We start from the raw sequence: 25,434 nt of genomic DNA on the forward strand, positions 1-25,434 counted from the left end.
GCCGATGGCCGTCCTGCTCTCCCTCGCCGCCGCCCTGGCCTACGGGCTCTCGGACTTCGTCGGCGGGCTCGCCTCCCGTCGTACGTCGGCATGGCCCGTCGCCTTCATCGGCTCGGTCGCGGCGTTCGCCGGCGCCGTGGTGCTGACGCTCGCCACGGACGGCTCCCCCACCCGGGCCGACCTGTGGTGGGGCGCCCTCGCAGGTATCGGCAGCGGCACCGGTGGCGCCTTCCTCTACCGCGGCCTCGCGGCCGGTCGGATGGGCGTCGTGGCGCCCATCTCGGCCGTGGGGGCGGCCCTGCTCCCGGTCGGCGTGGGCGTCGCCACCGGTGAGCGGCCCGACGCGCTGGTCTGGCTGGGGATCCTGGCAGCCGTGCCCGGCATCTGGCTGGTCAGCCGCGAGCCGGGGACCTCGGGCGACCTCGCGGCCGGGATCGTCGACGGCGTCCTGGCCGGGATCGGCTTCGGCGTCCTCTTCGCGGCCATGGGCCAGGTGCCCGAGGAGGCCGGGCTCGCGCCGCTCGCGCTCGCCCAGCTCGTCGCGGCGGTCGCCGTCGCCCTCACCGCCAGCGCCCTGGGGGCACGGTGGTGGCCACACGACCGCTCACAGGCCTGGGGCGCGGCCGCGGGGCTGCTGGGCACCGCCGCGACCGTCACGTTCCTGCTGGCCACGCAGAGCGGCCTGCTCACGATCGCCTCGGTCCTCACCTCGCTCTACCCAGCGATCACCATCGCGCTGGCCGCCGTCGTGCTTAAGGAGCGGATCCAGGGCTCGCAGGGCCTCGGGCTGGTGCTGTGCGGGCTCGCGGTGGCACTGGTCGCAGCCGCCTAGGGCCCGCGGTCGGACCGCCTCGGTCAGGCGCCGAGGCCGGAGGCGATCGGGACGCTCCAGCGGTGGCGCTTCGGCGCCCAGTCCACCACCGGCTGCGTGCCATCTGCCTGGTCGCCCATCCTGACCGAGACCCGCACCTGCGGCACCCGGTCGAAGCAGTCGCGACCGATCACCGCGCGGAAGACGTCCTTGCCCCAGCGCGGGCGCGCGGAGTAGTCGCAGCGCACGCGTCGGTCCACGGCCCGCCACCCCTCGGCCCGGGTCAGGACGTAGTCGGTGCCGTCGCCGAGGCCGCTGCTGAGGACGTACTCGGCGCCCCTCCGGTCACGGTCGGTGTCGAGGAAGACCGAGACCCCGGCGACGCTCGAGCGCATGAGCTCGGTGAAGCGCACCCGGACCAGCAGGTTGTCGCCCCCGTGGTTGGCCTCGAACCGCTGGATGTCGGTCAGGGACGTCGGCGCGTCCGCGGGGTCGTCGACGGCGTAGTACTCCGCGTGCGCGGGAGCGGCGACGACGCCGGCGAGCACGACCGACGCTGTGGCGACCAGGACTGTCCGAGACCTCATGTCCCGAGTGTGGCACCCCCCACCCCTGACGCGTCCACCCTCGTGCGGGCGAAGTGGGAGCGCCCGCGGGGCGGCACGCCGACGTGTGAGAATCCGACCCATGTCGCCCCGGGTCCGCAGCCGCCCGGTCGGCGCGCCGGTGCCGGCCGCGCTGGTGCTCGCGGTCCTGCTGGCGGTGCTGCTCGCCGGCTGCACGTCGTCCGAGGGCCCGCCGCCCCCGGACGCCCCCACGACGTCGCCCTCGGCGTCCACGCCCGCGGACCCGTCCCCGTCGACCACCGCCCCGCGCGAGCCGAGCCCGGCGCCTGCCCGGCCGGCTGCGGTGCGCATCGCCCTGGCCGGCGACGTCCACTTCGAGGGGCCGCTCGCCGGACGCCTGGCGGACCCGGCGACGGCGCTCGCGCCCGTGGCGCGCGTCCTCTCGTCGGCCGACCTCGCCGTGGTGAACCTCGAGACCTCCGTCGGCTCGGGCGGGCGTCCCGCGCCGGGCAAGCGCTTCACCTTCTCCGCCGGACCGGCGGCCTTCACGGCCCTCGCCGCAGCCGGCGTGGACGTGGCCACGATGGCCAACAACCACGCCGTCGACTTCGGCCGTGCCCGCCTGCCCAGCACGCTGCGCGCCGCGCGGGCAGCAGCAGGGGCCGACCCCCCGCTCGCGGTGATCGGGGTCGGCCGCACCGCCGACGAGGCGTACCGGCCGGCGCTCACCGACGTCGACGGCACCGTGGTCGCCACCGTGACGGCGTCCGTGGCCGACCAGGACCCGACCGCGGACCCGACCGGGCAGTGGGCCGCGACCGACCGACGTGCCGGCACCGCCGACGCCATGGACCCCGCACGCCTGCTGGCGACCGTGCGGCGGGCAGCGCGTGAGGCGGACGCGGTGGTGGCCTACCTCCACTGGGGCGTGCAGGGCGAGCGCTGCCCGAGCCCGGACCAGAGGTCCCTGGCCCGCCGCCTGGTCGACGCGGGAGCCGATGTCGTCGCCGGCACGCACGCCCACGAGCTGCGGGGCGACGGGCGTCTCGGCGAGGCCTACGTGGCCTACGGTCTCGGCAACTTCGCGTGGTACTCCCCCGGCCCGACGGGCGTGCTGACGCTCACCGTCCGGCCCGCCCGCGAGCGGTCGGGGCGGGCGACCGTGACGCGGGCACGCTGGTGGCCGGGCGCCATCGGCGCCGACGGGCTGGCGCGCGCCGTCACGGGTGCGGCCGCAGCGGACTTCCGCTCCGACGTGGCCGCCCTGCGCGCCTGCGCCGGCCTCGGCTGAGGGTCACCGAGGGGGCGCGAGCCAGGCGAGCACCAGACGCCCGACACGCTCGAGCTGCGCTGGCGACACGACTGCCGGGACGTCCCCGGCCGAGTGGTAGCCGGCATAGGGCGTCGAGCCGAGCCGTGCCGCCGGAAGCCCGTCGCGGACGAACGACCAGTGGTCGCTGCTGCGCTGCTCGCCGTCGGCGACCGTGGGCACCCCGGCCCGTCGGGCCGCGGCGAGGAGGCTGCGCTGCACCGGGTCGGAGGCGCCGGCGGAGCCCACCGGCACCCGCGCGCCGACGCCCACGCGGTCGAGGGAGACCATCGCGCGCATCGCCCGACGCTCCTGCGGCGTGAGCTGCGCGACGTACTGCCGCGAGCCGTAGTGGTGGTCGTCGTCGGTGGGTCCGCGCGGCTCCTCGGCGCCGAAGGCGACGAAGAGCACCGGCAGCCGCGTACGACGGTCCGCGGCCGCCTCGGCGGCGGCCAGCAGCACCCCGACGCCCGACGCGTTGTCCTCGGCCCCGGGCGCCTGCGGCACGGTGTCGAGGTGCGCGCCGACGACGAGGTGGGGCTGCGCGGGGTCGAACCCGGGCGGCGCGGCGACGACGTTCACCGACCTTCCGGCCGGGACGTCGACGCCCCACGAGGTCCCCGCGGGGACGTCGACACGCTGGCGCTCGACGTCGTAGCCGAGGCCACGCAGCTCGCGCGCGACCCATCCGGCCGCTCGGGCGTACGCCGGTCCGGTCGCCTCGCGGGCGCCGATCTGCCCCGCCAGGTGTCGGACCGCGCGCACGGCGGTGTCCGGGTCGAGGTCGGCGGCCGAGACGGGGTCGGGCGGGGCGGGCGACACCGGCTGCTCGGGCGCCTCCGAGGCCGCAGCCGGCTCGGAGGCGGAGGACTTCGGAGGTGCGGCCCCGCCGGTCCCGGGCTCGGACGTCGCCGCCGTGGCACCGGGCGGGTCGGCCGAGGGCGAGCACCCGGTCAGGAGCAGGGCCGCCAGGACGGCGGCGGCGGAGCCCCTCGCTGCGACCATGCCGTCACCGTAGCCGGGAGCTCAGGTAGGCGCCGAGCATGAGCTCGAGCTCCGCCAGCGACGCCGCCCGTCCGGGGTCCTGTGCCGGGTGGTGGGCGAGCGTGTGCCGCACGGTCTCGATGCAGAGCTCCACGACCGCGCGCAGCTCGGGCGGGGGCGTGGCGACGCCCGCCCTCCGCAGCGCCTCGGTGAAGAGGTCGAGCAGGTGCTCGCGCACGACCCGCGCCGGCGAGTCGCCGCGCTCGGGCGCGAGCTCCTCGGTGAGCCGGTAGTAGCCGGGGTGCTCCAGCTGCAGGTCGGCCGCCCGCCGGACCAGCACGCCGACGACCGCCTCGAGGTCCTCGAGGGACGACACCTGCGACACCGCGTCGGCGTACGCCGGCGTCACGGCCTCGAGGTAGCGGGCCGCGAGGGCGTCGGCGATCGCGTCCCGGTCGTGGAAGAACCGGTAGAGCGCACCCACGGACAGCCCGGCCCGCGCCGCGATGCGGGTGGTGCTCGCGCCGGCCAGCCCGCGCTCGCCGATCTCGTGGTCGGCGGCGAGGAGGATCCGGTCGACCGTCTCCTGGGAGCGCACCTGCTGGGGACGGCGCCGGGAGGGCGCAGCGGGCGCCCTCCCGGCTCCTCCCCTGGCTCCCCCGGACCCGGCGTGGCTCACCGGCGCCTCACTGGACGACGATGCTGCCCGCGGACGTGCGGGCGCAGCTGACGCGCGTCGCCTCCGTCGCCGTCCAGGCCCCGCTCAGGCAACGCCCCAGCGCCTGGTGGCCGGCGGCGTTCGGGTGCCACGACTCCTGGCAGGTCTGGTAGTAGGACTGGCAGGTGTCGGTGACGCGCTTGATGTCGAGCTTGTCGTAGGGGCCGAAGCTCTGCACGTGGACCCCGCTGGGCCCGTCCATCACCCGCAGCGGGGTGGCCAGCGCGTTGCCCGGGCTCCCGGGGTTCTCGCAGAGGCGCGCGCCGTCGAAGGCACGCTGCACGTCGAGGTAGGTGATGTCGGTCCCGGGCCGCTCGGCCTGCAGCGTCGAGGCCACGCCGGCGACGAGCCCGCCGAGGTTCTGGCTGAAGCGGTGCGCCGGGGCGAGCGTGTCGATGTCGGCCGGGCACCCCGCGGCGTACCTCTCGTCGACGAGCGCGCGGTACTTGTCGCGGGTGTCGCTGCGCCCGTCCTCGGTGCGGTACTGCTCGGCGTAGGCCGGCGGCAGCGGGTTGGTGTAGTCCTGGAGCACCACTCGGTGCTCGCCGTCGGCGTCGACCTCGGCCAGGACGTCGAGGACCTGGCGGACCGCGACGGTCGTCTCCGCGCGCGCCGCCTGCAGCTGCGCCGCGGTCGCGAAGTCCGCGTCAGAGCAGGCCCGCTCGTTGAGCTCCTCACCGGTGACCCAGTTGACGAAGTGGATCCACACCTCCCACCAACCGGTGTAGCCGTCGGCGACGAAGCGCCCGGCACACTCGGCGGCGACGCCGCCGAAGGTGAACTGGCTGTTGTTGGAGCCCAGGCCCAGCAGGACGAGGTCGACGTCACCGGTCCGCGCCACCTCGCGGAGCTGGTCGACCTGGGCGGCGACCGTGCGCCCCGCCGGCCGGGCGCTGGAGGCGGATGCCATGTCGGCGGGCTGCGCGCCCGAGCAGGCGAGGTTGACGCGCTGGGTGATCCCGGGCAGGTCGGCGACCTGGATGGAGGCGTGGGCGGAGCGGTGGCAGAAGTAGGGGTTGCTGTTGGGCGCGGACCACCCCGGGAAGCCCTGGGCCACCCCCGACTGGTCGGTGACGGCGACGTAGCCACCGGCTCCCTCGCCGCTGATGAAGCTGTCGCCCATCGCGACGGCGGTCGGTGGGAGCGGGTCGGCCTGGGCCGGTGCCGCCAGGCCCGACAGCATCGCCGTCGCGAGCAGCAGGGTGCCGGCCAGGGCCGACGTGGTGAGCAGGGGTCGTCCGAGCATGAGGGGCCTCCCGAGAAGGAAACGCGAAGAAGTCTTCGCGTTTGCGATCCTGCGCCTGTCCGCCGGCCACGTCAAGGGTGGCGGGTCCGGCCCTCCCGGCCTGCGCGTCAGCCGATGCGCAGGCGCGTCAGCCGATGCCCAGGACGTTGGCCATGGTCGTCACGCCCGCCACGATGATCACGATGCCGATGACGTCGAAGACGATGCCGGAGCGGATCATCCGGGTGATGGGCACCAGCCCGGTGCCGTAGACGATCGCGTTGGGCGGCGTCGAGACCGGGAGCATGAAGCCGTACGACGCGCCGAACACCGCCGCGAGGGCCGGGATCGCCGGGTTGACGTCGGCCGCGATGGCCAGCTGGATGGCGATCGGCGCCACCACGCCGACGCTCGCGGTGTTGCTGGTGGTCTCGCTGATGACGACGGCGATCACCGTCGACAGCAGCGTGATCGAGAGCAGCGAGCTGACACCGAGAAGGTCGCTCAGCCCGGTGCCCATGGTCTCGGCCAGACCGGTCGAGCCGAGGAGCCCGCCGAGCGCGATGCCGGAGCCGAACAGCACGATCGTGCCCCAGTCGATCCGGGCCGCGTCGTTCCAGGTGATCGTGAACTGGCGCCGCGGCCAATCGATGGGCAGCAGGAAGAGCAGGCTGGCGCCGAGGATCGCGACGGCACCCTCCTGGAGGTGGAGAGCGACGCTCTCGTAGAACGCACCCTCGCCGCCGGTGACGAGCGCGACGGCGCCGGGGAAGATCCACAGCGTCACGGTGATCCCGAACGCGATCAGGGTGTTGCGCCCGCCGGGGCTCATCCGACCCAGCTCGGCACGCTGCTCGCGGATGAACTCCTCAGCGCCCTCGATCCGCTTGGTCTCCGGCCGGTTGAGCCGGAGCAGCACCACGCACAGGGCGATGAACATCAGGAGGACCACGGGGAAGGCCAGCAGCATCCAGGTGAAGAAGGGGATCTCCTCGCCGGTCTCCTGGGTGATCAGCTCGCGACCGATGAGGTTCGGCGGGCTGCCGACGGGGGTCAGCAGTCCGCCGACGCTGGCGCCGTACGCGACCATCAACAGCAGGGCGGTCGAGAAGCGGAGCCGGCGCACGTCGTCGGGGTCGGTGTCCTCGTCGGACTGCGACGCGACCCGGCCGGCCAGGAACCCGATGATCCCCATCGCGATCGGCATGAGCATCGCGGCGCTCGCCGTGTTGGACACGAAGGCGCTGAGGCTGGCGCTGATGATCCCGAAGGCCACCACGACGCGCACCGTGGACGAGGCGACGCCCGGGATGCTGAGCACGCCGTAGGCGAACCGCTTGTCGAGGCCGTGCTTGCGCATCGCCTCCGCCAGCACGAAGCCTCCGATGAAGACGAAGATCGTGGAGTTGCCGAAGAGCGCGAACACCTCCTCGGCCGGTGCCACGCCGAGCACCACGCACAGCGCCATCGCGAGCATGGCGGTGACCGGGATCGGGATCGCCTCGGTCATCCACCACACGATGACGAGGCTCAGGATCCCGGCCAGCTTCTGCGCCGGGTCGTCCAGGCCGGAGCAGAGCAGGTAGACCACCACCGCGACCACCGGTCCGGCGACCAGGCCCGAGGTGCGGCGCAGCCGTTCGAAGCGCTGCTCCGCCGGGCTGAGGGTCTCCTCGACCTCGTCGAGCGTGCGGTACGTCGCCGGGCGGGCGTGGTCGGACACGGGGCGCTCCTCTGGTCGGAAAGCCCCGACCCTAGCGAGCGCGGTGTGACCGGTGCCACAGCCTGTTCCCGGCGTCACCGGCTCCCGGAAGCGGAACAGCGCCACCCGACCGGGTGGCGCTGTTCGGCGTCCGTGGTGCTGCGGTGTGGTGCTGCGGTGAGTCAGTCCAGGTAGTCGCGCAGGACCTGCGAGCGGCTGGGGTGCCGCAGCTTCGACATCGTCTTGGACTCGATCTGGCGGATGCGCTCGCGCGTCACGCCGTAGACCTTGCCGATCTCGTCGAGGGTCTTGGGCTGGCCGTCGGTGAGGCCGAACCGCATCGAGACCACGCCGGCCTCGCGCTCGGACAGGGTGTCGAGCACCGCGTGCAGCTGCTCCTGCAGCAGGGTGAACGAGACCGCGTCCGCCGGGACGATCGCCTCGGAGTCCTCGATGAGGTCACCGAACTCGGAGTCGCCGTCCTCACCGAGGGGCGTGTGCAGCGAGATGGGCTCGCGGCCGTACTTCTGGACCTCGATGACCTTCTCGGGGGTCATGTCGAGCTCCTTGGCCAGCTCCTCCGGCGTGGGCTCGCGGCCCAGGTCCTGGAGCATCTGCCGCTGGACGCGGGCGAGCTTGTTGATGACCTCGACCATGTGCACCGGGATGCGGATGGTGCGGGCCTGGTCGGCCATGGCGCGGGTGATCGCCTGGCGGATCCACCAGGTCGCGTAGGTCGAGAACTTGTAGCCCTTGGTGTAGTCGAACTTCTCCACCGCGCGAATCAGACCGAGGTTGCCCTCCTGGATGAGGTCCAGGAACAGCATCCCGCGGCCGGTGTAGCGCTTGGCGAGCGAGACCACGAGTCGCAGGTTGGCCTCGAGGAGGTGGTTCTTGGCGCGCCGACCGTCCTCGGCGATCCACTCGTACTCCTCGAGCATCTTCGGGCTGATCCGGCCGCCCTTGGCGAGCTTCTCCTCGGAGAACAGGCCGGCCTCGATGCGCTTGGCGAGCTCGACCTCCATCTCGGCGTTGAGGAGCGGGACCTTGCCGATCTGCTTGAGGTAGTCCTTCACCGGGTCGGCGGTGGCGCCGGCCACCATGACCTGCTGCTCGGGCTCGTCGGTCTCGTCGGCCGCGGAGACGGTGAAGGCCTGCTTCTCGTCCTCCTTGATCGTCGGGTCCTTGGCGACGTCCTTCTCGAACACCTCGTCGGGGATGTCCGGCAGCAGCTTCTTGCCGTCCGGGCCGATCACCACGGGAGCCGCGGCGCCGAGGTCGACGACGTCGGCCGCGGGGTCGACCGGGGTGTCGGCGGCCTTCTTGGCGGCGGTCTTCTTCGCCGCGGCCTTCTTGGCGGGGGCCTCGGCGGTCGTCGCGGCGGCCGCCTTGGTCGCGGGCGCCTTCTTGGCCGGGGCCTTCTTCGCCGCCGCGGACGTCGCGGCACGCTTGCTGGTCGCAGCGACCGCGCGCGAGCTGGCGGCGTCGATCTGGACGGAGATGCCCAGACCGCTGAGGTGCACCAGCAGGGCCTTCAGGTGCCGGGGCTCGACACCGGCCTCGTCACTGGCGCGTCGCACGTCCTCAGGGGACACGGTGCCGGTCGATGTGGCGCCGGCGACCAGAGCGGCGATGGAGGGGTGCGTGAGCACCTCCGCGGGGAGCAACTTGCGTGCGTGTGAGGACACGAACACCTCTCGTCAAACAGCTTCGGGGCGCGGCGAGGCCCGGTGACGTCAAGAGCCGCGTCGTCATTCTGCCACGGGGTTCCACGCGGTCCCCCATCAGGCCCGCCGCGGCCCGCTCCACGGCCTACTCGGCGGGCGGCTGCGTCGCGGTCCTGGCCTCGGCCTTCTTGGCCTTCTTGAAGTCGCGCACCTTCTGCAGCGAGTCGGCGTCGACCACGTCGGCGACCGAGCGGTGTCCCTCGAGGGCGTAGTCACCGACCACGCGCTCCCAGCCGTCGGGGCGCACGCCGAGCTGCTTGGCCAGCAGCGCCACGAAGATCTGGGCCTTCTGCTTGCCGAAGCCCGGCAGCGCCATGACCCGCTTGAGCAGGTCCTTGCCGTCGGCGGCCTCGGTCCACAACCGGGAGGCGTCGCCGCCGTAGGTGTCCTCGACGATGCGGGCGAGCTCCTGCAGACGGGCCGCCATCGAGCCGGGGAACCGGTGGATGGCCGGCGGGGTGGACGCCATCGCCGCGAACTGCTCGGGGTCGGCCGCCGCGATCGCCGCGGGCTCGAAGGTGCCCAACCGGTCGAGCACCTTGGCCGGGCCGCGGAAGGCGTGCTCCATGGGGTACTGCTGGTCGAGCATCATCCCCGCCAGCAGCGCGAACGCGGAGTCGTCGAGGACCTTGTCGGCGGCGGGGTCGCCGGTGATCTGGATCGCCATGGCGTCCATCCTGCCCGAGAACGTCGGGACGTCACACGGACGGCGCAGGGCCTTGCCCCATCCGCATGACGTCGCGCGCCGGACCGGTCGGGGCTGGTGGAGGTGCTGCAGCGGCGGCTACTGCGCCTTGACTGCGAGCACCGGGCAGGGGGCATCGAGAAGCACGCGCTGCGCGTTGCTGCCGAGGATGAGCTTGCCGACGGGCGAGCGACGGCGCAGGCCGATGACGAGCAGCTCGGCGTGGTTGGCCTCGGCGATGCTGATGAGGTCCTCGGCGGGCTCGAAGCCGCGCACCAGCTGGCGGATGTCGTGCTCGACGCCGGACTCCTCCAGCGTGGCCCTGATGCCCGCGAGGTCGTCCTCCGCGGCACGCGCCTTGGGTCCGTCGAACTCCTGGCCTCCTCGGTGCGAGTTGACGACGACCAGCTTGCTGCCGCGCAGCTTGGCCTCGTTGATGCCCGCGGACAGGGCAGCCTCGCCCTCCGGCTTGGGGACGTATCCGACGACGACGGTGCCCATGGTGTCTCCTCTCGTGGCCCGCAGCGCCTCGCCGCCGGCCTGTTGGCACCGTAACGGAAACGGACGGGGTTGGGCAGCCTGTGGACAGGCGGGTTGCGGAGCCCCACCTCCGGCAGGGTGGGGTCATGGCCCACCCCGGACCGAGCAAGCAGACCCACGCCGGTGGTCCGGTCGTCGTGCACGCCGCTCGCCACCTCGGCCTGCAGGCTCCGATCGAGCGCCACACCCACATCGTCCTGCGCGCGGCCACGCTCGAGCTGGTGGAGGAGCAGCGGCAGCGGCGCTTCCCCACGACGCTCCACGCCGGCGTCCCCGGCCGGTGCGCCCGCCACGTCGAGGACCCTGCGCTGACCGATGCCGGGATCCGGGCGGACGTCGTCCTCGCGCTGCTCCGTCACGCGCAGGGCCTGACGCCGCGGCCGCACCTGTGGCTCACCCGACCCGGCGAGCTGAGCCCGCACGACGACGACCTGCGCTGGCTCGGCCCCGCCACGTGGGCCTGCGCGTCCCTGGGGCTGCCGCTCGGCCTGGTCGTCGTGACCCGCCGCGGCTGGTTCGACCCCGTCAGCGGCGTACGCCGGGAGTGGCGCCGGCTGCGGCGACGACCGGCCGGCTGACCGGCCGCGCCCGGCAGGGACGGCTCAGTCCCAGGCGTGCACCGGCTCGTTGCTGTGCATCCGCTCGCGGTAGTCGAGGAGCGTCGCGCGCAGGGCGTCGTAGCGGTCGGCTCCCCCGCGCTGGCGCACCCGCTCGACGAACCACGAGGACCCGCTGGCCTCGGCCTGGCAGCGCTGCTCGATGATCCCGAGGTAGCGGTCGCTCTCCTCGGCGGGGACGCCCCACGAGTCGAGGCCCGCCCGGGCCATGGGCAGGAGCCGGCGCAGCACGAGCTCGGTGGCGCGGACCTGGCCGATGCCGGGCCAGTAGACCTGCGCCTCCACGCCCATCTGCGCGGCGACGTGGAAGTTCTCCTCGGCGGCGGAGAAGGACATCTGCGACCACAGCGGCCGCTCGCTCTCGACGAGGTAGCGGACGAGGCCGAACCACAGGGCGGCGTTGGCGATGGTGTCGGCCACGGTCGGGCCGGCCGCCAGCAGCCTGTTCTCGACGCGCAGGTGCGGCACCCCACCGGCGATGTCGTAGACCGGCCGGTTCCAGCGGTAGATGGTGCCGTTGTGCAGCCGCAGCTCGTGGAGCTCGGGGGTGCCGCCGGACTCGAGGACGTCGAGCGGGTCCTCCTCGTCGGTCACCGGGAGCAGCGCCGGGAAGTAGCGGACGTTCTCCTCGAAGAGGTCGAAGACCGACGTGATCCACCGCTCGCCGAACCACACGCGCGGGCGCACGCCCTGTGCCTTGAGCTCCTCGCTGCGGGTGTCGGTGGCCTGCTCGAAGAGCGGGATGCGCGTCTCGCGCCACAGCTCCTTGCCGAGCAGGTAGGGCGAGTTGGCCGACACCGCGAGCTGGACGCCCGCGATCGCCTGGGCGGCGTTCCAGTAGGCCGCGAACTGGTCGGGCGAGGTCTGCACGTGGAACTGCGTGCTGGTGCAGGCCGCCTCCGGCACGATCGAGTCGGCGGTCGTGGTGAGCCGCTCGCGCCCGGAGATGCTGATGGTGATGTCCTCGCCGCGCGCCGCGAGGATCTGCTCGGACAGCAGCTTGTAGCGCGGGTTGGAGCTGAGCGACTCGAGCTTCATGTGCCCCTCGGCGAGCGTCGGCAGGATGCCGATCATCACCTGGTGGGCGCCGACCTTGACGGCCTTCTCCTCCGCGTCGTTGAGCGAGCGGCGCAGGCTGTCCTCGAAGGTGGACAGGCCGCCCTCGCGGAGCTTGGCCGGGGCGAGGTTGATCTCGATGTTGAACTGGCCCAGCTCGGTCTGGAAGTCGGGGTCGGCGATGGCCTCGAGCACCTCGGCGTTCTTCAGCGCCGGGTCGCCCGCGTCGTCGATGAGGTTGAGCTCCATCTCGAGGCCGGTCATCGGGTCGTCGGTGTCGAACGCCGCCTCGCGCAGCATCCGGGCGAACACGTCGAGGTTGCGCCGCACCTTCTCGCGGTGCCGGGTCCGGTCGGCCCGGCTGAACTCCTGGTTCGCGACCTCTTCTCCCATGACGGCACCCTAGTCACCCGCGTCGTGGCGGGGAACCGCCCGGGCCCTGCCCGCTCACGCGGCCGGGTCACCACTGGCACCCGTCGACGGTCGCAGCGACTCCCACTCGTCGGGCGACGTGGCGGACTCGAGCAGCTGGGCGACGAGCCCCGCCAGGGAGTGCGCGGGCTCCGCCTCGCGACACCGGTCGACGGCACACCACGACAGGGCACCGTCGCCGACCAGCCACGCGCAGAACGCCAGCACGGCGGCCGGGCCCGCCACGTGCGAGCCGGGCAGGCGCCGTACGGCGTCCGACCACAGCTCGCACGCGCTGCGGGCCTCGGCCCGGCCCAGCCACACCCACGCCTCGTCGCGCCGGGCGGGCACCACGACCGTCGCGGCCACCGAGGCGAGCTCGGCGCGGGAGAGCGTGGAGCCGCCTCGCATGTGGCGGCGGACCAGCGCGGCCAGCGCGCCCGGCGGCAGCACGGCGGCGCTCACCACGTCGGACGCTGCGATGGCAGCCGTGGGGTCCGGCGCGAGGGTCGCCCGGAGCGCCTCACGACTGGCGTGGGTCACCCGACCGTCGAACACGCCCTGGGCGGTGAAGGCGTGGTCGACGAGCGAGAACGGGACGCCCTGGTAGGCCGCGAGCGGCGCGCCCGGGAGGACGGCGTACCAGTGGTCGTCGTGGACGCGCAGCACCTCGCGCACCTCGATGCCGGTGGCGGTGAGCTCCTCGTGGAGCGACCAGGCGGCCTCGTCGGCCACGGTGGTGTCGTCGTCGTAGACGACCACCACCACCTCGCGCACGCCGTTGCGTCGCGCCGGGCGGAGCAGGGCCTCGACCACGTCGTCGACGTCGTCGGGGTCGTGCGGCAGGTCGACGCGGGCGTTCATCCCCGGGGCGCCGATGCTGAGCATCACGACCGACCGCTCCGGGACGAAGCCGAGGGCCAGCGGCACGAAGGCCGCGATGTCGCTGGGCGTGCGTGCGCGCAGGCGCGTCGGTGCGGGGTCGGGCGGGGCCGCGGAGGCCGGGCGGGGGTCCGAGGTCCGGACTGGGTCTGGTGTGCCGTGTGTGGGATCCATGACGACGACCGTTCCCGTGCCCACCGACGAGCCATGCCGAGTCCCTCGCGACCCTGTGGAGGAAGCGGCCGAGGCGCGGCCTGTGGACGGTTGGTGGGCTGCGAGAATGCCCGCGTGCGCACCACCGCGTCGATCCTGCACCTGGACCTGGACGCCTTCTTCGCCGCCGTCGAGCAGCGCGACAAGCCGTCGCTGCGCGGCAAGCCGGTCATCGTCGGCGGGACCGGTGGCCGCGGCGTGGTGTCCACGGCGTCGTACGAGGCCCGCAAGTTCGGGGTGGGGTCGGCGATGTCCACGCGCGAGGCCCGCGCCCGCTGTCCCCACGCCGCGTTCCTCGGCGGCCGCTTCCACGCCTACCGCGAGACCAGCAAGCGGGTCATGCAGGTGCTGCGCGACCTGTCGCCCCTCGTCGAGCCGCTCTCGCTGGACGAGGCGTTCGTCGACCTCGCCGCGGCCGGCCTGCCGGACCTCGACGTCGCGACGGTCACCGAGGCCGGGGAACGCCTGCGCGCGTCGGTGCACGAGGTCACCGGGGGCCTGACGGCGACGGTGGGCATCGCCTCGTCGAAGTTCCTCGCCAAGGTGGCCAGCGAGCTGGACAAGCCCGACGGCATGACGGTCGTGCCACCCGGCACGGAGCTCGACCTGCTGCGGCCGATGAAGGTCACGGTCATCCCCGGCGTCGGACCGGCCACGGCCGAGCGCCTGCGGCGGGCGGGCATCCACACGATCGCCGAGCTCGAGCGGGTCGGTGAGGACGAGCTCGTCGGGCTGCTGGGCCAGGCGCTCGGCCAGGGCCTGTGGCGGCTCGCCCGCGCCCAGGACTCGCGTCCGGTCGTCGCCGAGCGCGAGGCGAAGTCGGTCAGCGTCGAGGGCACCTACGACACCGACATCACCGACCGCCGCCTCATGGAGGGCCTGCTGACCAGGCAGGCCAAGGAGGTCGGCACCCGGATGCGCAAGAACGGCACCTCCGGGCGCACGGTCACCATCAAGGTGAGGCTGCACGACTTCACGACGCTCAGCCGGTCGAGCACCCTGTCCAGCCCGACCGACGACGGCAGCACCATCGCCCGCGTCGCCCGCTCCCTGCTGGGCGACCTCGACACGACCGGCGGGGTGCGCCTGCTCGGGGTCGGGATGTCGGGACTGGCCGACTGGGTGCAGGAGGACCTCTTCGGCGACGAGCCCGGCGAGGAGGAGCCCGAGGACGTGGTGCTCCCGGAGCCCCCGCGCCGCTCGTGGCCGCCGGGCGCCGACGTGGTGCACGACGAGATGGGGCCCGGCTGGGTGTGGGGCGCCGGGTCGGGCGTGGTGACCGTCCGCTTCGAGACCGCCGAGACGCCGCCCGGTCCCGTCCGCAGCTTCCGGGCCGACGACCCGGCGCTGCACCGCTTCGAGCCGCCCGCCGAGGACTGAGCGCGGGCGACTGCTCACACGACCCGAAGCACCACTCGCTCCCCCGGCCGCAGCTGGGCGCACAGGTCGAGGTCGTCGTCGTCGACGATCGCGACCACCGGGTAGCCGCCCGTCGTCGGGTGGTCGGCCAGGAACACCACCGGCTCGCCCGAGGGCGGCAGCTGCACGGCGCCGAGCACGATGCCCTCGCTGGGCAGCTCGCCCTCGCGACGGGCGATCCGCGGGCCGGTGAGCCGGAGCCCGACCCGGTCGCTGTCGGGCGCCACGGCGTACTCCGCCCCGTCGAGGCCCGCCCACGCGGCCCCGGCCAGCCAGTCCACCCGCGGGCCCGGGTGCAGGCGCAGCACCCGCTCGCGACGGCGTACGACGACCGCAGCAGGCGGCTCCGGCAGGGGCCCCGGCCGCCCGACCGCCAGCAGCTGTCCCGCGGCGAGGCGGGGTGGGCCCACCCAGGCGAGGGTGTCCGTCGAACGGGAGCCGAGGACCGGGTCCGCGTCCAGCCCGCCCGCGAGGGCGACGTAGGAGCGCACGCCCTCCGTCGCGGGGCCCACCGTGACGACGGCGCCGGCCGGGACCGTGACCGGTGCCCCGTGGGCGACTGCCCGACGACCGACGCCGACCCGGCAGGGCGCGCCGGTGACGGCGAGGGTCACCGCCCGGTGGGTGCGCAGCACGATGCCGCCGAGCGTGGTCTCCACCACCGCGTCGTCCGGGGCGCCGCCGACGAGCCGCAGCGCCAGCGCGGCCGCCCCGCGGTCGAGGGCACCGGCCCGCGGCACCCCGAGGTGGGCCCACCCGCGCCGGCCACGGTCCTGCAGCGTGGCGAGCGGACCCGGGTCGAGCACCTCGATGCTCATCCGACTGCCTCGAAGCGGACCCGCGCGCCGGGAGGCAGCAGCGCGGGCGGGTCGCGCGTCGCGTCCCACAGGACGACGTCGGTGGACCCGATCAGCTGCCAGCCGCCGGGCGAGGCGGTGGGGTAGATGCCGCACCACGTGTCGGCCAGCGCCACCGAGCCGGGCGCCACCCGCGCGCGCGGCGTGGCCAGCCGGGGCACCGTCCGGGGCAGGCCGGAGAGGTAGGTGAAGCCGGGCGCGAAGCCCGAGAAGACCGCGACGAGCTCGACGGAGGTGTGCAGGTCGACGACCTCCCCCGCCGAGCAGCCCCAGTGCCCGGCGACCGCCTCGAGGTCCGGCCCGTCGTAGGTGACCGGCACCCGCACCAGCGGTCCCGCTCCACCCGCCGGTCCACCCGCCCAGTGCGCCAGGACGGCCTGCACCGGGGCGGGGTCGACGCCGTCGAGGAGGACCGTCGTGGCGGCCGGGACCACCTCGTCCGGTGCGAGGCCGTGGTCGGGGCCGGAGGTGCGGAGCCACGCGGCCAGCGAGGCCGCCTCGACGGCACCGCCCACCTCCACCAGGCACGCCCGCGCACCGACCGTGATCACCCGCACGGGGCCATCATCGCGCTCCCGGACCGGGCGCCCGCGGAGGCGGCACCCCGGGGCGTCGCCCAGCGTTCACCGGTGCGGAGTTGCGGACGAGGAAGCGAGTCGGCAGCCTCGGAAGCGAAAAAGGTGAGGGGCTCCCGATGGTATGAGCATCAGGAGCCCCTCGATTCGGTCGGGTTGGTGACGTCCGACCCACCGATCCGGCATCCCCGTCCCCGCCGACCCCGTCACCGGGCCTGCGCGGCGAGCGAGCTCGCCGGGTGGAACAGTTCGTCCGATCCGATCCCCGGCCCCGCCGAAGCGGCTCCGGTGAGAGAGTTCTATGCCGCCCGGACCACCCCTCGCAAGGGGTGCGCGCGACAAACCTGCGGTCCCACAGGGTTCCCCACAGAAGTGGTCCTCCGCTCCACAGCCACGGCGGCTGTCTCCACAGCTCGACGCTCAGGCTGTGGAGGACCAGCAGCTGGTCACGGTCGTCCCGGCGGCCTCGAGCGCGCGGCGTACGGCACGGGCGGCGGCCACGGCGCCCGGTGAGTCGCCGTGCACGCAGACCGAGTCGACCGAGCGCGCCAGGTGCACCGCTCGCGCGGCCACCTCGTCCGGGTCCGTGACCAGCGCGCCCGGCTGCCCACGGGGCACCAGGCGCCCCTCGTCGGTGTAGCCCCGGTCGGGGAACCCCTCGAGCCGCACCTCCCGGCCACGTCGGCGCGCCAGCTCGAGCAGCAGCGATCCGGGCATGCCCAGCACCGGGAGGTCGCCGGAGCCGTCCAGCACGGCCGTCGCCTGCTCCTCGTCGACCGCCACCCGGTGGTAGAGCGCGCCGTGCGGCTTGAGGTAGGCCACTCCCCCGCCCTCGGCGAGCGCGATGCCGGTCAGGACACCGACCTGCTCGGCGACCTGGTCGCGCAGGAGGTCGGCCGGGACGTCGCGGGCCACGCGCCCGAAGCCCTCCCGGTCGGCGTACGACACCTGCGCCCCGACCACGACGTCGCGCCGCACGGCCCCCGCACACACCGCGCGCATCACCTCGGCGTTGCCGGCGTGGAAGCCGCAGGCGACGTTGGCGCTCGTCACCACCTCGAGCAGCCCCGCGTCGTCGGTGACCTCCTCGCCCAGGTCGGCGTTCAGGTCGACCCGGGATGGCTCCGTCGAGGGGTCCGTCACGGTGCGCATGGGGCCAGTGTCCCCGGGGAACCCCTGAGAAGTCCCTGAGAGTTCCGGGATCAGGAAACTCCCGGAGGAACTGGCTCGTCACTTGAGATGAAGGCACCGCAATCCGGACGGGAATCCCGCTTCGAACACAGGTGTTGGAACAGGTGTGCGGCACGGGGTGGTCGCACGAGGACGCAGGAGGATTGAGATGAGCACCGCACAGCCGAAGCGCACCACCACCACGCGTGAGATCGAGGGCCGCGACAGCGTCGGCCTCTACCTGGACGAGATCGCCCGCACCCCGCTCCTCGACGCCGAGACCGAGGTCGAGCTCTCCAAGACCATCGAGGCAGGCCTGCTGGCCCAGCACCTGCTCGACACGGGCCGGGTCGGTCGCCGCAAGGGCGGCGCCCCGATGAGCGCCAACGAGGCCGAGCTCGAGTGGCTCGCCGAGCAGGGCCGCCTCGCCGTCGACCGCTTCATCGAGGCCAACCTGCGCCTCGTGGTGTCGATCGCGCGCAAGTACGGCCGTTCCCAGATGCCGATGCTGGACCTGATCCAGGAGGGCAACACCGGCCTGATCCGCGCGGTCGAGAAGTTCGACTACACCAAGGGCTACAAGTTCTCGACGTACGCCACCTGGTGGGTGCGCCAGGCCATCACCCGCGGCATCGCGCAGCAGGCCCGCGTGGTCCGCCTGCCCGTCCACGTGGTCGAGGAGCTCAACCAGGTCGGCAGCGCCCGCCGCACGCTCGAGCGCCAGCTCGGCCGCGACCCGGAGCCGCAGGAGATCGCCACCGAGCTCGGCATGGACATCGACCGGGTGCTCGACCTCATGAGCTGGGGCCGCGACCACGTCTCGCTGGACACCCCGGTGGACGAGGACGGCGACACCTCGCTCGGTGACCTGATGGCCCAGGAGACCGCGCCGGGTCCGGACCTCAACGTCCTCGACGCCGAGGCCCGCCAGCGGCTCGACGACCTGGTCGGCATCCTCGACGAGCGCTCGGCCGACATCGTCCGGGCCCGCTACGGGCTCGCCGACGGCCGCCAGCACAAGCTCGCCGACATCGGTGCCCGCCACGGCATCTCCGCCGAGCGCGTGCGCCAGCTCGAGCGGGAGGCGCTGCAGAAGCTGCGCCGCGCCGGCGACCCCGATCTGGCTGCCTGAGGACTCAGTACGCCGCGGACAACAGGTCCGCACTCGCGGCCCGTGCCCGTTCGACCACGTCGGCAGGCACGGGCCGCTGTGCTGCCACCCGGGCCTGCCACCGCTGCAGCGCCACGACGCGCGCGGCGGCCTCCTCGACGCGCTCGCGCGACACCTCGCCCGACGCGATGCCGTCGACGACGACCTGGTGGGTGACCGCGGTGTCCACTGGCATCAGGAGGAGGTCGGCCCCGGCCACGAGGGCCTGCAGCGCCGGCTTGGGACGGCCGGCGACGGCGCCCATGCCCATCGAGTCGGTGATCGCCACGCCCTCGAACCCCATGTCGTCCCGCAGCAGGGAGTAGACCTCGGGGGCCATGGACGCCGGGACGCCGGGGGCGACGGCCGTGAGGTCGAGGTGGCTCAGCATCACCGCTGGCGCGGCCTGCCGGATGGCCGACTCGAACGGGGGCAGGTCGTGCGCCTCGATCTCGGCCAGCGGAGAGTCGACCACCGGCAGGGTGTCGTGGCTGTCGCTCGTGGCGGTGCCGTGGCCGGGGAAGTGCTTGACGGTCGAGACGATGCCGGCGTCGTCGTAGCCCTTGATCGCCGCGCCGATGGCCTGGGCGGCCGTCCGGGGGTCCTGCGACGGCGAGCGGGGTCCGATCGTCGGGTCGGCCGCGCCGACGGTGACGTCGGCGACGGGGGCGAAGACCCACGTGAAGCCGAGGTCGCGCAGCTCGAGCCCGGTGGTCAGCGCGGCCGCGCGGGTGACCCGACGGCCCTGGCGGGCGTCCGCCTCGATCGCCAGTCCGGCCGACTGGAAGTGGGGGAACTCCGTCGCGACGCCGCGCAGGTGCGAGACGTAGCCGCCCTCCTGGTCGACGCCCACCACCGGCGGGAAGTCGCGGCCGTCGGCCCCGGCCGCCGCGGCCAGCGCGGCGGTCATCGTGCGCACCTGCAGCTCGTCGACCACGTTGTCGCCCGTCACCGACACGCCCGCGAGGTGCAGCTCGCGCACCATCCGTGCAGGCTCCTGCGGGTCGGTGCCGTGGAAGCGACCCACGATGACACCGCCGGCGAGCTGCTCGGGCGTCCACGTGCTGACCAGCTCGCGCGCCTCCTCGACCTCGCCGACGGTGGGGCCCCACGACGTGGGGGTGTCGGGGTCGACGGGGGTCTCCGTCGCCGTGGGCGTGGACGTCGGCCCGCGGTCCTCCGAGCGGCTCGAGGAGGTGGCCGGTGCGGCGTCGTCCGGACCCGCGTCGAGGCTCGCGCAGCCGCTCGCCAGCAGGGCTGCTGCTGCGATCACGGCCAGGCGGGGTCGGAGCGGGAGCACGCCGGGGAGGTTACCGGCCCGACCGCGACATCCGGGAAACGTCACGCCCGGGCCAGGAGGTCGGCGTGGACGTCCTCGACCTGCTGGCGCAGGTCGTCGAGCGAGCCGGTGTTGACGACCACGTGCGTCGCGATCGCGAGCCTGTCCTCACGGCTGGCCTGGGCGGCGATCCTCGACTCCGCCTCCTCGCGCGACCACCCGCGGTGCTCCACCATCCGGGAGACCTGGAGCTCGGCGGGGGCGTCGACGACGACCACGGCGTCGAAGGTGCCGGCGCGGCCGACCTCGGCCAGCAGCGGGATGTCGTGGACCACCACGGCACCGGGGTCGGCGTCGGCCTCGAGCTCGGCGCTGCGTCGGTGGACGAGCGGGTGGATGATCGCCTCGAGGCGCCGGCGTGCGTCGTCGTCCGAGAAGACGAGGGCGCCCATCGCCGGCCGGTCGAGGTCGCCGTCGGCCGTGAGCAGGCCGGTGCCGAACTCCTCGACGACCGCCGCGAGCCCCGGCGTGCCCCGCGCGACGACCTCCCGGGCGATGAGGTCGGCGTCGATCACCACGGCGCCCAGCTCGGCGAGGATCGACGAGACGGTGCTCTTGCCCGAGGCGATGCCTCCGGTCAGGCCGACGCGGACGGTCACGGGTCCTCCCCCAGGACGACGGTCAGGATCTCGTGGAGCGTACGACGCTGCGCCGGCGTCAGCACGGCCAGGACCTGCTCGGACGCCTGGCGACGCACGTCGTCGATCCTGCCCACCAGGTCGCGACCGCTCCCGGTGAGGGTCACGGTGGTCGCCCGCCGGTCGGTGGGGTCGGCGGCACGCTGCACCCAGCCGCGGTGCTGCAGGGCGTCCACGACCTCCGTCGCGGAGCGCGGGGCGATGCGCAGCTCGTCCGCCAGGGCCGACGGGCGCATCCCGTCCGTCCGCTCGAGCACGCGCAGGGCCCGCGACTGCGACGGCGTGACGTGCCACTGCGCCAGCGCCTCGGCGTACGTCCGTCGCACCCGGCGCGCCAGCGCCAGGACGAGGTCGCCGGTGTCCGGGTGTGCGGTGTCCACGGGAATATCTCCCCCATCGGTAGGGTTGTCACCTCATAGTGAGGCTACCTCACCTCTTGTCCCACCTCCAGAGAGGAGCTGGTCGCATGGATGACCACTCCACCACTCGCGGCCCCGGCCGCTCGCGCCGCGGCCGTCCCGACCCCGCGGACCTGCGCCAGCTGTCGGAGTCGCCGGTCTCGCTGCGGCGGATCGCCCGGCTGTTCGCCCCGCACCGCGCCACGCTGGCCGTCGTCGTGGCCCTCATCGTCGTGAGCTCGGGCGTCGGGCTCGCGCAGCCGTTCCTCGTGCGCCACGTCATCGACGAGGCGCTGCCGCGCCAGGACGTACGCCTCCTGCTGGTCCTGATCGCGGCGATGCTCGGCGTCGCGGTCGCGACCGCCGTCATCGGCGTCGTCCAGACGTGGCTCTCCACGGCCGTCGGCCAGCGCGTCATGCACCGGCTGCGCAGCGACCTCTTCGCCCACCTCCAGCGCCAGTCGCTCGGCTTCTTCACCCGCACCCGCGGTGGCGAGGTGCAGTCGCGCCTGGTCAACGACATCGGCAGCATGCAGGGCGTCGTGACCCAGACCGCGACGTCGATCGCCGCCAACCTGACCGTGGTGGTCGGCACCGCCGTCGCCATGGTCGCCCTGAGCTGGCGACTCGCCCTCATCTCCCTGGTCGTCCTCCCGCCCGCCGTGCTGCTGACCCGCCAGGTCGCCCGGATGCGGCACCGGGTCACCGCCGAGCGCCAGCGCCGCCTCGCCGACCTGCACGTGCAGATCGAGGAGGGCCTGTCGGTCAGCGGCGTCCTGCTCACCAAGACCCTGGGCGCCTCCCCCCGCCTGACCGCGCGGTTCGAGGAGACCTCCGCCGACCTCGTCGGCCTGGAGATCCGCTCCCGCCTGGCCGGTCGCTGGCGCATGGCGACGATGAACATCGTGTTCGCCGCCGTCCCGGCGGCGATCTACCTCGCCGCCGGCTTCCCCGCGACCTCCGGCGGGATGACGATCGGCACGCTGGTCGCCTTCATCGCCCTGCAGGGCAACCTGTTCCGCCCGCTCATGGGCCTGCTCAACGTCGGTGTCGACATCACCGCCTCGCTCGCCCTGTTCAGCCGCATCTTCGAGTACGCCGACCTCCCGGTCGAGATCGCCGAGCCGGCCAGCCCCGCCCGACTCCCCCGCGCCGACGCGCGCGGCGAGGTCCGCCTCGAGCACGTGGGCTTCTCGTACGACGAGGACCGGCCGGTGCTCACCGACATCGACCTGCGCGTCCCGGCGGGCACGACGCTCGCCCTGGTCGGCGAGACCGGCAGCGGCAAGTCCACCCTCGCCGCACTCGTCCCGCGCCTGCACGACGCAACCAGTGGTCGCGTCACCATCGACGGCGTCGAGGTGCGCGACCTCGCCCAGGCCGACCTCGCGGACCTCGTCGGGGTGGTCACCCAGGAGACCTACCTGATGCACGCGAGCGTGCGCGACAACCTGCGCCACGCGCGCCCCGACGCGACCGACGCCGAGATCGAGCAGGCGTGCCGCGAGGCCCGCATCCACGACCTCGTCGTGTCCCTGCCGGAGGGCTACGACACCCTTGTCGGCTCCCGCGGGCACCGGTTCTCGGGCGGCGAGCAGCAGCGGATCGCCATTGCGCGGACCCTCCTGCGCGACCCCGCGGTGCTCGTCCTCGACGAGGCCACCAGCGCACTCGACAACGAGACCGAGCGGTCGATCCTCGCCGCGTTCGAGGACGTCGCCCGCACCCGCACCACCATCACGATCGCGCACCGGCTCTCGACGGTCCGCAACGCCGACCAGATCGCCGTCCTGCACCGCGGACGCGTGGTCGAGCTCGGCACGCACGAGGAGCTGCTGCTGCGGGGCGGGCGCTACACCGACCTCGTCCGCGGCGGTCTCGGCGCCGAGCGCGTCGCCGCCTGAGGCCGGGTCACCCAGCAGTCAGGCGGTCGCCTTCTCGGCGGCGGCCAGCAGGACGCAGGTCGCGACCGCCTCCATCGCCTCGGTGACCTCGGCGAGCGGGGGCATCGTCGGCGCCAGCCGGATGTTGGTGTCGTCCGGGTCCTGCTTGTGGGGGAACGACGAGCCGGCCGGCGTCAGCGCGATGCCGGCCTCCTTGGCCAGCGCGACTACCCGGCTGGCCGTGCCGGGCACGACGTCGAGGTTCACGAAGTAGCCCCCGGCGGGCGTGTTCCAGGTCGCCACGCCGCGCCCCCCGAGCCGCTCGGTGAGGACGCGGTCCACCTCGGCGAACTTGGGCGCGATGATCTCGCGGTGCTTGACCATGTGGTCGCGGACCCCCTGCGGCGAGCCGAAGAACTCGACGTGGCGCAGGTGGTTGACCTTGTCGGGTCCGATCGACCCGTTGCCGAGGTGTCCGAGGTACCACGCGACGTTGTCCGTCGAGGCGGCCAGGAAGGCCACCCCCGCGCCCGCGAAGGTGATCTTGGACGTCGAGGCGAACATGAGGGGACGGTGCGGGTGCCCGGCCGCCGAGGCGAGGGTGAGGATGTCGGCGCTCTTCGCCTCCTCCTCGGTCAGGTGGTGCAGCGCGTAGGCGTTGTCCCAGAAGATCTTGAAGTCCGGTGCTGCGGTCGGCATCGCGGCCAGCCGGGCGGCCACGTCCTGGCTGACGATCGAGCCGGACGGGTTGGCGTACGTCGGGACGACCCACATCCCCTTGAACGTCGGGTCGTCTGCGACGAGCGCGGCGACCGCGTCGACGTCGGGGCCGTCCTCGCGCATCGGGACGGTCACCATCTCGATGCCGAGGCTCTCGAGGAGGGTGAAGTGGCGGTCGTAGCCGGGCACCGGGCACACGAAGCGCACCTTCTCCTCCTGGCCCCACGGGCGCTCGGAGTCGACGCCGCCGAAGAGCACCAGCCAGACCAGGCAGTCGCGCATCATCGTCAGGCTCGAGTTGCCGCCGGCCACGACCTGCTCGGGCTCGACCCACAGGAGCTCGGCGAACATCTCGCGCAGCTCCTCGAGGCCCTCGAGGCCGCCGTAGTTGCGTACGTCGACGCCGGCGGAGTCCTTCGTGGTGGTGGGCAGGCGGAGGAGCTCGTCGGCCAGGTCGAGCTGCTGGGCCGACGGCTTGCCACGCGTGAGGTCGAGCTTGAGGCCCCGCGACTTCAGCTGCTCGTAGGCCGCACGCTGCTCCTCGAGCAGGGCGGTGAGCTCGTCGGCGGACAGGTCGGCCAGCGCAGTCGCGTTCACACGGGCAAGGCTACCGAGCGGCGGGGTCGTCTCAGGCGGGCGTCCGAAACGTGCGCCGGTACTCCTGGGGGCTGACGCCGCGCGAGCGACCGAAGTGGTGGCGCAGCGTGGCGGCGTTGCCGAAGCCGACCTCGGCGGCCACCCAGTCGATCGAGTGGTCGGTCTGCTCGAGCAGCTCCTGCGCGGCCCGGACCCGTTCGCCGAGGATCCAGCTGTAGGGGGTCGTCCCGGTCTCCTCCTTGAAGCGCCGCGCGAAGGTGCGGGCCGACATGTGCATCTGCCGGGCCAGGGTGTCCACGTCGAGCTCCTCGCCGAGGTGCTCGCTGATCCAGGCGAGCAGGGGCGCCAGTGCCTCCGACTCGCACACCGGGACGGCGCGGGCGATGAACTGCGCCTGCCCGCCGTCGCGGTGCGGAGGTACGACCATGCGACGGGCCGTGGTGGCAGCGACCCTGGCGCCGAAGTGCTGGCGCATCACGTGCAGCGCGGCATCGAGACCCGCCGCCGAGCCGGCGCCGGTCACGATGGACCCGTCCTGGACGTAGAGCACGTTCCCGTCGATCGTCGCCTCCGGGAAGCGCGTGGCGAGCTCGTCGACGTGGCGCCAGTGCGTGGTCGCGCGGCGCCCGTCCAGCAGGCCGGCCTCCCCCAGCATGAACGCGGCCGTGCAGTGGGCGAAGACCTGGGCGCCGCGGCCGTGGGCCGCCCGGACCAGCTCGACGACCTCGGGGGACGGCTCGAGGTAGCCGCGCTTGGGGATCAGGCAGAGGAGGTCCGCGTCGGCCGCGTCCTCCAGCGAGTGGTCGACGTGCAGGTCGTATCCCGTGGCGCCCCGCACGCGTCCGGGACGCGGGGTGGCGACGAGGAAGTCGAAGACCGGGTTGTCGTCGTCGGGGTGGTAGGGCTCGCCCCACACCTCGCACATCGACCCGAGCCCGAACGGCTCAGCACCGTCCTGCACCACCGCGACGATCTTCTTCATGCGGCCCACCCTGCACCACCCGTGGCAGTAAATCAACTAACTCTGTCATTCCTGCCACTGGTGGCAGGAACTGGATGAGCGGAGGATTACTGCCATGAACACGATCATCGTCCTTCTGGTCCTGGCCGCCCTCGTCTCGCTGCTGGTCAGCTACGCCCGTCACGACCGGTTCGCCGGCCCCTCGTCCACCAGCCACCCGTTCGATGAGCTCGGCCTCATCGAGGAGCGCGGCCACCTCGTCCACCGCTCCTGACCACGCG

At 73.7% G+C, this 25,434-nt stretch carries 25 protein-coding genes; 7 read left to right on the forward strand and 18 right to left on the reverse strand.

Going from position 1 to position 25,434, the window contains the following annotated elements; all coding sequences use genetic code 11:
- Window positions 1–4 precede the first annotated feature (4 nt).
- Window positions 5–832 (forward strand): EamA family transporter, encoded by an 828-nt coding sequence (locus tag HN031_RS16880; RefSeq protein WP_172272726.1) that lies wholly within the window; start codon window positions 5–7, stop codon window positions 830–832.
- Window positions 833–855: 23 nt separating this feature from the next.
- Here the strand turns inward: HN031_RS16880 and HN031_RS16885 are convergent, their stop codons facing one another.
- Window positions 856–1,398, reverse strand: coding sequence for a hypothetical protein (locus HN031_RS16885; protein ID WP_172272729.1), 543 nt, complete (start codon window positions 1,396–1,398; stop codon window positions 856–858).
- A 100-nt stretch (window positions 1,399–1,498) separates the two neighbouring features.
- Between HN031_RS16885 and HN031_RS16890 the strand changes: the two genes are divergently transcribed.
- Window positions 1,499–2,668, forward strand: a complete 1,170-nt coding sequence (locus tag HN031_RS16890; RefSeq protein WP_172272732.1) for a CapA family protein — start codon at window positions 1,499–1,501, stop codon at window positions 2,666–2,668.
- A 3-nt stretch (window positions 2,669–2,671) separates the two neighbouring features.
- On the opposite strand, the gene HN031_RS16895 is transcribed toward HN031_RS16890, so the two are convergent.
- The 7 genes from HN031_RS16895 to HN031_RS16925 form a co-directional block, all read right to left on the reverse strand.
- Window positions 2,672–3,691 carry a M28 family metallopeptidase gene (locus HN031_RS16895; RefSeq protein WP_172272735.1) on the reverse strand — a complete coding sequence of 340 codons (1,020 nt, stop codon included), beginning with the start codon at window positions 3,689–3,691 and terminating at the stop codon, window positions 2,672–2,674.
- Between the two features lie 4 nt (window positions 3,692–3,695).
- Complete coding sequence (locus HN031_RS16900; RefSeq protein ID WP_172272780.1) at window positions 3,696–4,349, reverse strand: TetR/AcrR family transcriptional regulator; 654 nt, start codon at window positions 4,347–4,349, stop codon at window positions 3,696–3,698.
- A 7-nt stretch (window positions 4,350–4,356) separates the two neighbouring features.
- Window positions 4,357–5,634 carry a hypothetical protein gene (locus tag HN031_RS16905; RefSeq protein ID WP_172272783.1) on the reverse strand — a complete coding sequence of 426 codons (1,278 nt, stop codon included), beginning with the start codon at window positions 5,632–5,634 and terminating at the stop codon, window positions 4,357–4,359.
- 127 nt (window positions 5,635–5,761) lie between these two features.
- On the reverse strand, window positions 5,762–7,336 hold the full coding sequence (locus HN031_RS16910) for a DASS family sodium-coupled anion symporter (RefSeq protein ID WP_172272800.1): 1,575 nt from the start codon (window positions 7,334–7,336) through the stop codon (window positions 5,762–5,764).
- Between the two features lie 161 nt (window positions 7,337–7,497).
- Window positions 7,498–9,009 (reverse strand): RNA polymerase sigma factor, encoded by a 1,512-nt coding sequence (locus HN031_RS16915; protein ID WP_322921851.1) that lies wholly within the window; start codon window positions 9,007–9,009, stop codon window positions 7,498–7,500.
- A gap of 118 nt (window positions 9,010–9,127) precedes the next feature.
- Window positions 9,128–9,709 carry an HhH-GPD-type base excision DNA repair protein gene (locus HN031_RS16920; protein ID WP_172272803.1) on the reverse strand — a complete coding sequence of 194 codons (582 nt, stop codon included), beginning with the start codon at window positions 9,707–9,709 and terminating at the stop codon, window positions 9,128–9,130.
- A 117-nt stretch (window positions 9,710–9,826) separates the two neighbouring features.
- Window positions 9,827–10,228 (reverse strand): universal stress protein, encoded by a 402-nt coding sequence (locus tag HN031_RS16925; protein ID WP_172272806.1) that lies wholly within the window; start codon window positions 10,226–10,228, stop codon window positions 9,827–9,829.
- Window positions 10,229–10,353: 125 nt separating this feature from the next.
- On the opposite strand from HN031_RS16925, the gene HN031_RS16930 reads away from it, so the two are divergent.
- A complete protein-coding gene (locus tag HN031_RS16930) occupies window positions 10,354–10,845 on the forward strand; it encodes a hypothetical protein (protein WP_172272809.1) in 492 nt (163 codons plus the stop codon).
- 24 nt (window positions 10,846–10,869) lie between these two features.
- Here the strand turns inward: HN031_RS16930 and HN031_RS16935 are convergent, their stop codons facing one another.
- Together HN031_RS16935 and HN031_RS16940 are read right to left on the reverse strand one after the other, a co-directional pair.
- On the reverse strand, window positions 10,870–12,333 hold the full coding sequence (locus HN031_RS16935) for a glutamate-cysteine ligase family protein (RefSeq protein ID WP_172272812.1): 1,464 nt from the start codon (window positions 12,331–12,333) through the stop codon (window positions 10,870–10,872).
- A 54-nt stretch (window positions 12,334–12,387) separates the two neighbouring features.
- The gene (locus tag HN031_RS16940) at window positions 12,388–13,407 is read right to left on the reverse strand and encodes a DUF4192 domain-containing protein (RefSeq protein ID WP_172272815.1); all 1,020 of its coding nucleotides are present in this window, start codon (window positions 13,405–13,407) and stop codon (window positions 12,388–12,390) included.
- A 114-nt stretch (window positions 13,408–13,521) separates the two neighbouring features.
- Between HN031_RS16940 and HN031_RS16945 the strand changes: the two genes are divergently transcribed.
- Complete coding sequence (locus tag HN031_RS16945) at window positions 13,522–14,826, forward strand: DNA polymerase IV (protein WP_172272818.1); 1,305 nt, start codon at window positions 13,522–13,524, stop codon at window positions 14,824–14,826.
- Window positions 14,827–14,840: 14 nt separating this feature from the next.
- Here the strand turns inward: HN031_RS16945 and HN031_RS16950 are convergent, their stop codons facing one another.
- The 3 genes from HN031_RS16950 to HN031_RS16960 all read right to left on the reverse strand — a co-directional run bounded on the left by HN031_RS16950 (window position 14,841) and on the right by HN031_RS16960 (window position 17,449).
- Window positions 14,841–15,683 (reverse strand): biotin-dependent carboxyltransferase family protein, encoded by an 843-nt coding sequence (locus tag HN031_RS16950; protein ID WP_172272821.1) that lies wholly within the window; start codon window positions 15,681–15,683, stop codon window positions 14,841–14,843.
- Window positions 15,680–16,279 carry an allophanate hydrolase subunit 1 gene (locus HN031_RS16955; RefSeq protein ID WP_172272824.1) on the reverse strand — a complete coding sequence of 200 codons (600 nt, stop codon included), beginning with the start codon at window positions 16,277–16,279 and terminating at the stop codon, window positions 15,680–15,682. Before HN031_RS16955 ends, HN031_RS16950 begins: the two co-directional genes overlap by 4 nt.
- Before the next feature lie 438 nt (window positions 16,280–16,717).
- Window positions 16,718–17,449 carry a 5-oxoprolinase subunit PxpA gene (locus HN031_RS16960; protein WP_172272827.1) on the reverse strand — a complete coding sequence of 244 codons (732 nt, stop codon included), beginning with the start codon at window positions 17,447–17,449 and terminating at the stop codon, window positions 16,718–16,720.
- A gap of 187 nt (window positions 17,450–17,636) precedes the next feature.
- Here HN031_RS16960 and HN031_RS16965 point away from each other — a divergent pair, with 187 nt between their 5' ends.
- A complete protein-coding gene (locus tag HN031_RS16965; RefSeq protein ID WP_172272830.1) occupies window positions 17,637–18,599 on the forward strand; it encodes an RNA polymerase sigma factor RpoD/SigA in 963 nt (320 codons plus the stop codon).
- A gap of 4 nt (window positions 18,600–18,603) precedes the next feature.
- Here HN031_RS16965 and HN031_RS16970 read toward each other — a convergent pair whose 3' ends face one another.
- The 3 genes from HN031_RS16970 to HN031_RS16980 are packed head-to-tail and all read right to left on the reverse strand — an operon-like array spanning window position 18,604 to window position 20,974.
- Window positions 18,604–19,917: a glycoside hydrolase family 3 N-terminal domain-containing protein gene (locus HN031_RS16970; RefSeq protein ID WP_172272833.1), complete on the reverse strand. Its 1,314-nt coding sequence runs from the start codon at window positions 19,915–19,917 to the stop codon at window positions 18,604–18,606.
- A 41-nt stretch (window positions 19,918–19,958) separates the two neighbouring features.
- Window positions 19,959–20,555: a dephospho-CoA kinase gene (gene coaE, locus HN031_RS16975; protein WP_172272836.1), complete on the reverse strand. Its 597-nt coding sequence runs from the start codon at window positions 20,553–20,555 to the stop codon at window positions 19,959–19,961.
- A complete protein-coding gene (locus HN031_RS16980; protein ID WP_172272839.1) occupies window positions 20,552–20,974 on the reverse strand; it encodes a MarR family transcriptional regulator in 423 nt (140 codons plus the stop codon). Before HN031_RS16980 ends, coaE begins: the two co-directional genes overlap by 4 nt.
- Before the next feature lie 86 nt (window positions 20,975–21,060).
- Between HN031_RS16980 and HN031_RS16985 the strand changes: the two genes are divergently transcribed.
- Window positions 21,061–22,896 (forward strand): ABC transporter ATP-binding protein, encoded by a 1,836-nt coding sequence (locus HN031_RS16985; protein ID WP_172272842.1) that lies wholly within the window; start codon window positions 21,061–21,063, stop codon window positions 22,894–22,896.
- Window positions 22,897–22,914: 18 nt separating this feature from the next.
- On the opposite strand, the gene HN031_RS16990 is transcribed toward HN031_RS16985, so the two are convergent.
- Both HN031_RS16990 and HN031_RS16995 read right to left on the reverse strand, forming a co-directional pair.
- Window positions 22,915–24,192: an aminotransferase class I/II-fold pyridoxal phosphate-dependent enzyme gene (locus HN031_RS16990; RefSeq protein ID WP_172272845.1), complete on the reverse strand. Its 1,278-nt coding sequence runs from the start codon at window positions 24,190–24,192 to the stop codon at window positions 22,915–22,917.
- Between the two features lie 31 nt (window positions 24,193–24,223).
- A complete protein-coding gene (locus tag HN031_RS16995; protein ID WP_172272848.1) occupies window positions 24,224–25,174 on the reverse strand; it encodes a GlxA family transcriptional regulator in 951 nt (316 codons plus the stop codon).
- 94 nt (window positions 25,175–25,268) lie between these two features.
- Here HN031_RS16995 and HN031_RS17000 point away from each other — a divergent pair, with 94 nt between their 5' ends.
- Window positions 25,269–25,427 (forward strand): hypothetical protein, encoded by a 159-nt coding sequence (locus tag HN031_RS17000; RefSeq protein WP_172272851.1) that lies wholly within the window; start codon window positions 25,269–25,271, stop codon window positions 25,425–25,427.
- Window positions 25,428–25,434: the final 7 nt, after the last annotated feature.

Source organism: Nocardioides sp. zg-1308, assembly GCF_013155375.1.
Taxonomy (GTDB): Bacteria; Actinomycetota; Actinomycetes; order Propionibacteriales; family Nocardioidaceae; genus Nocardioides; species Nocardioides renjunii.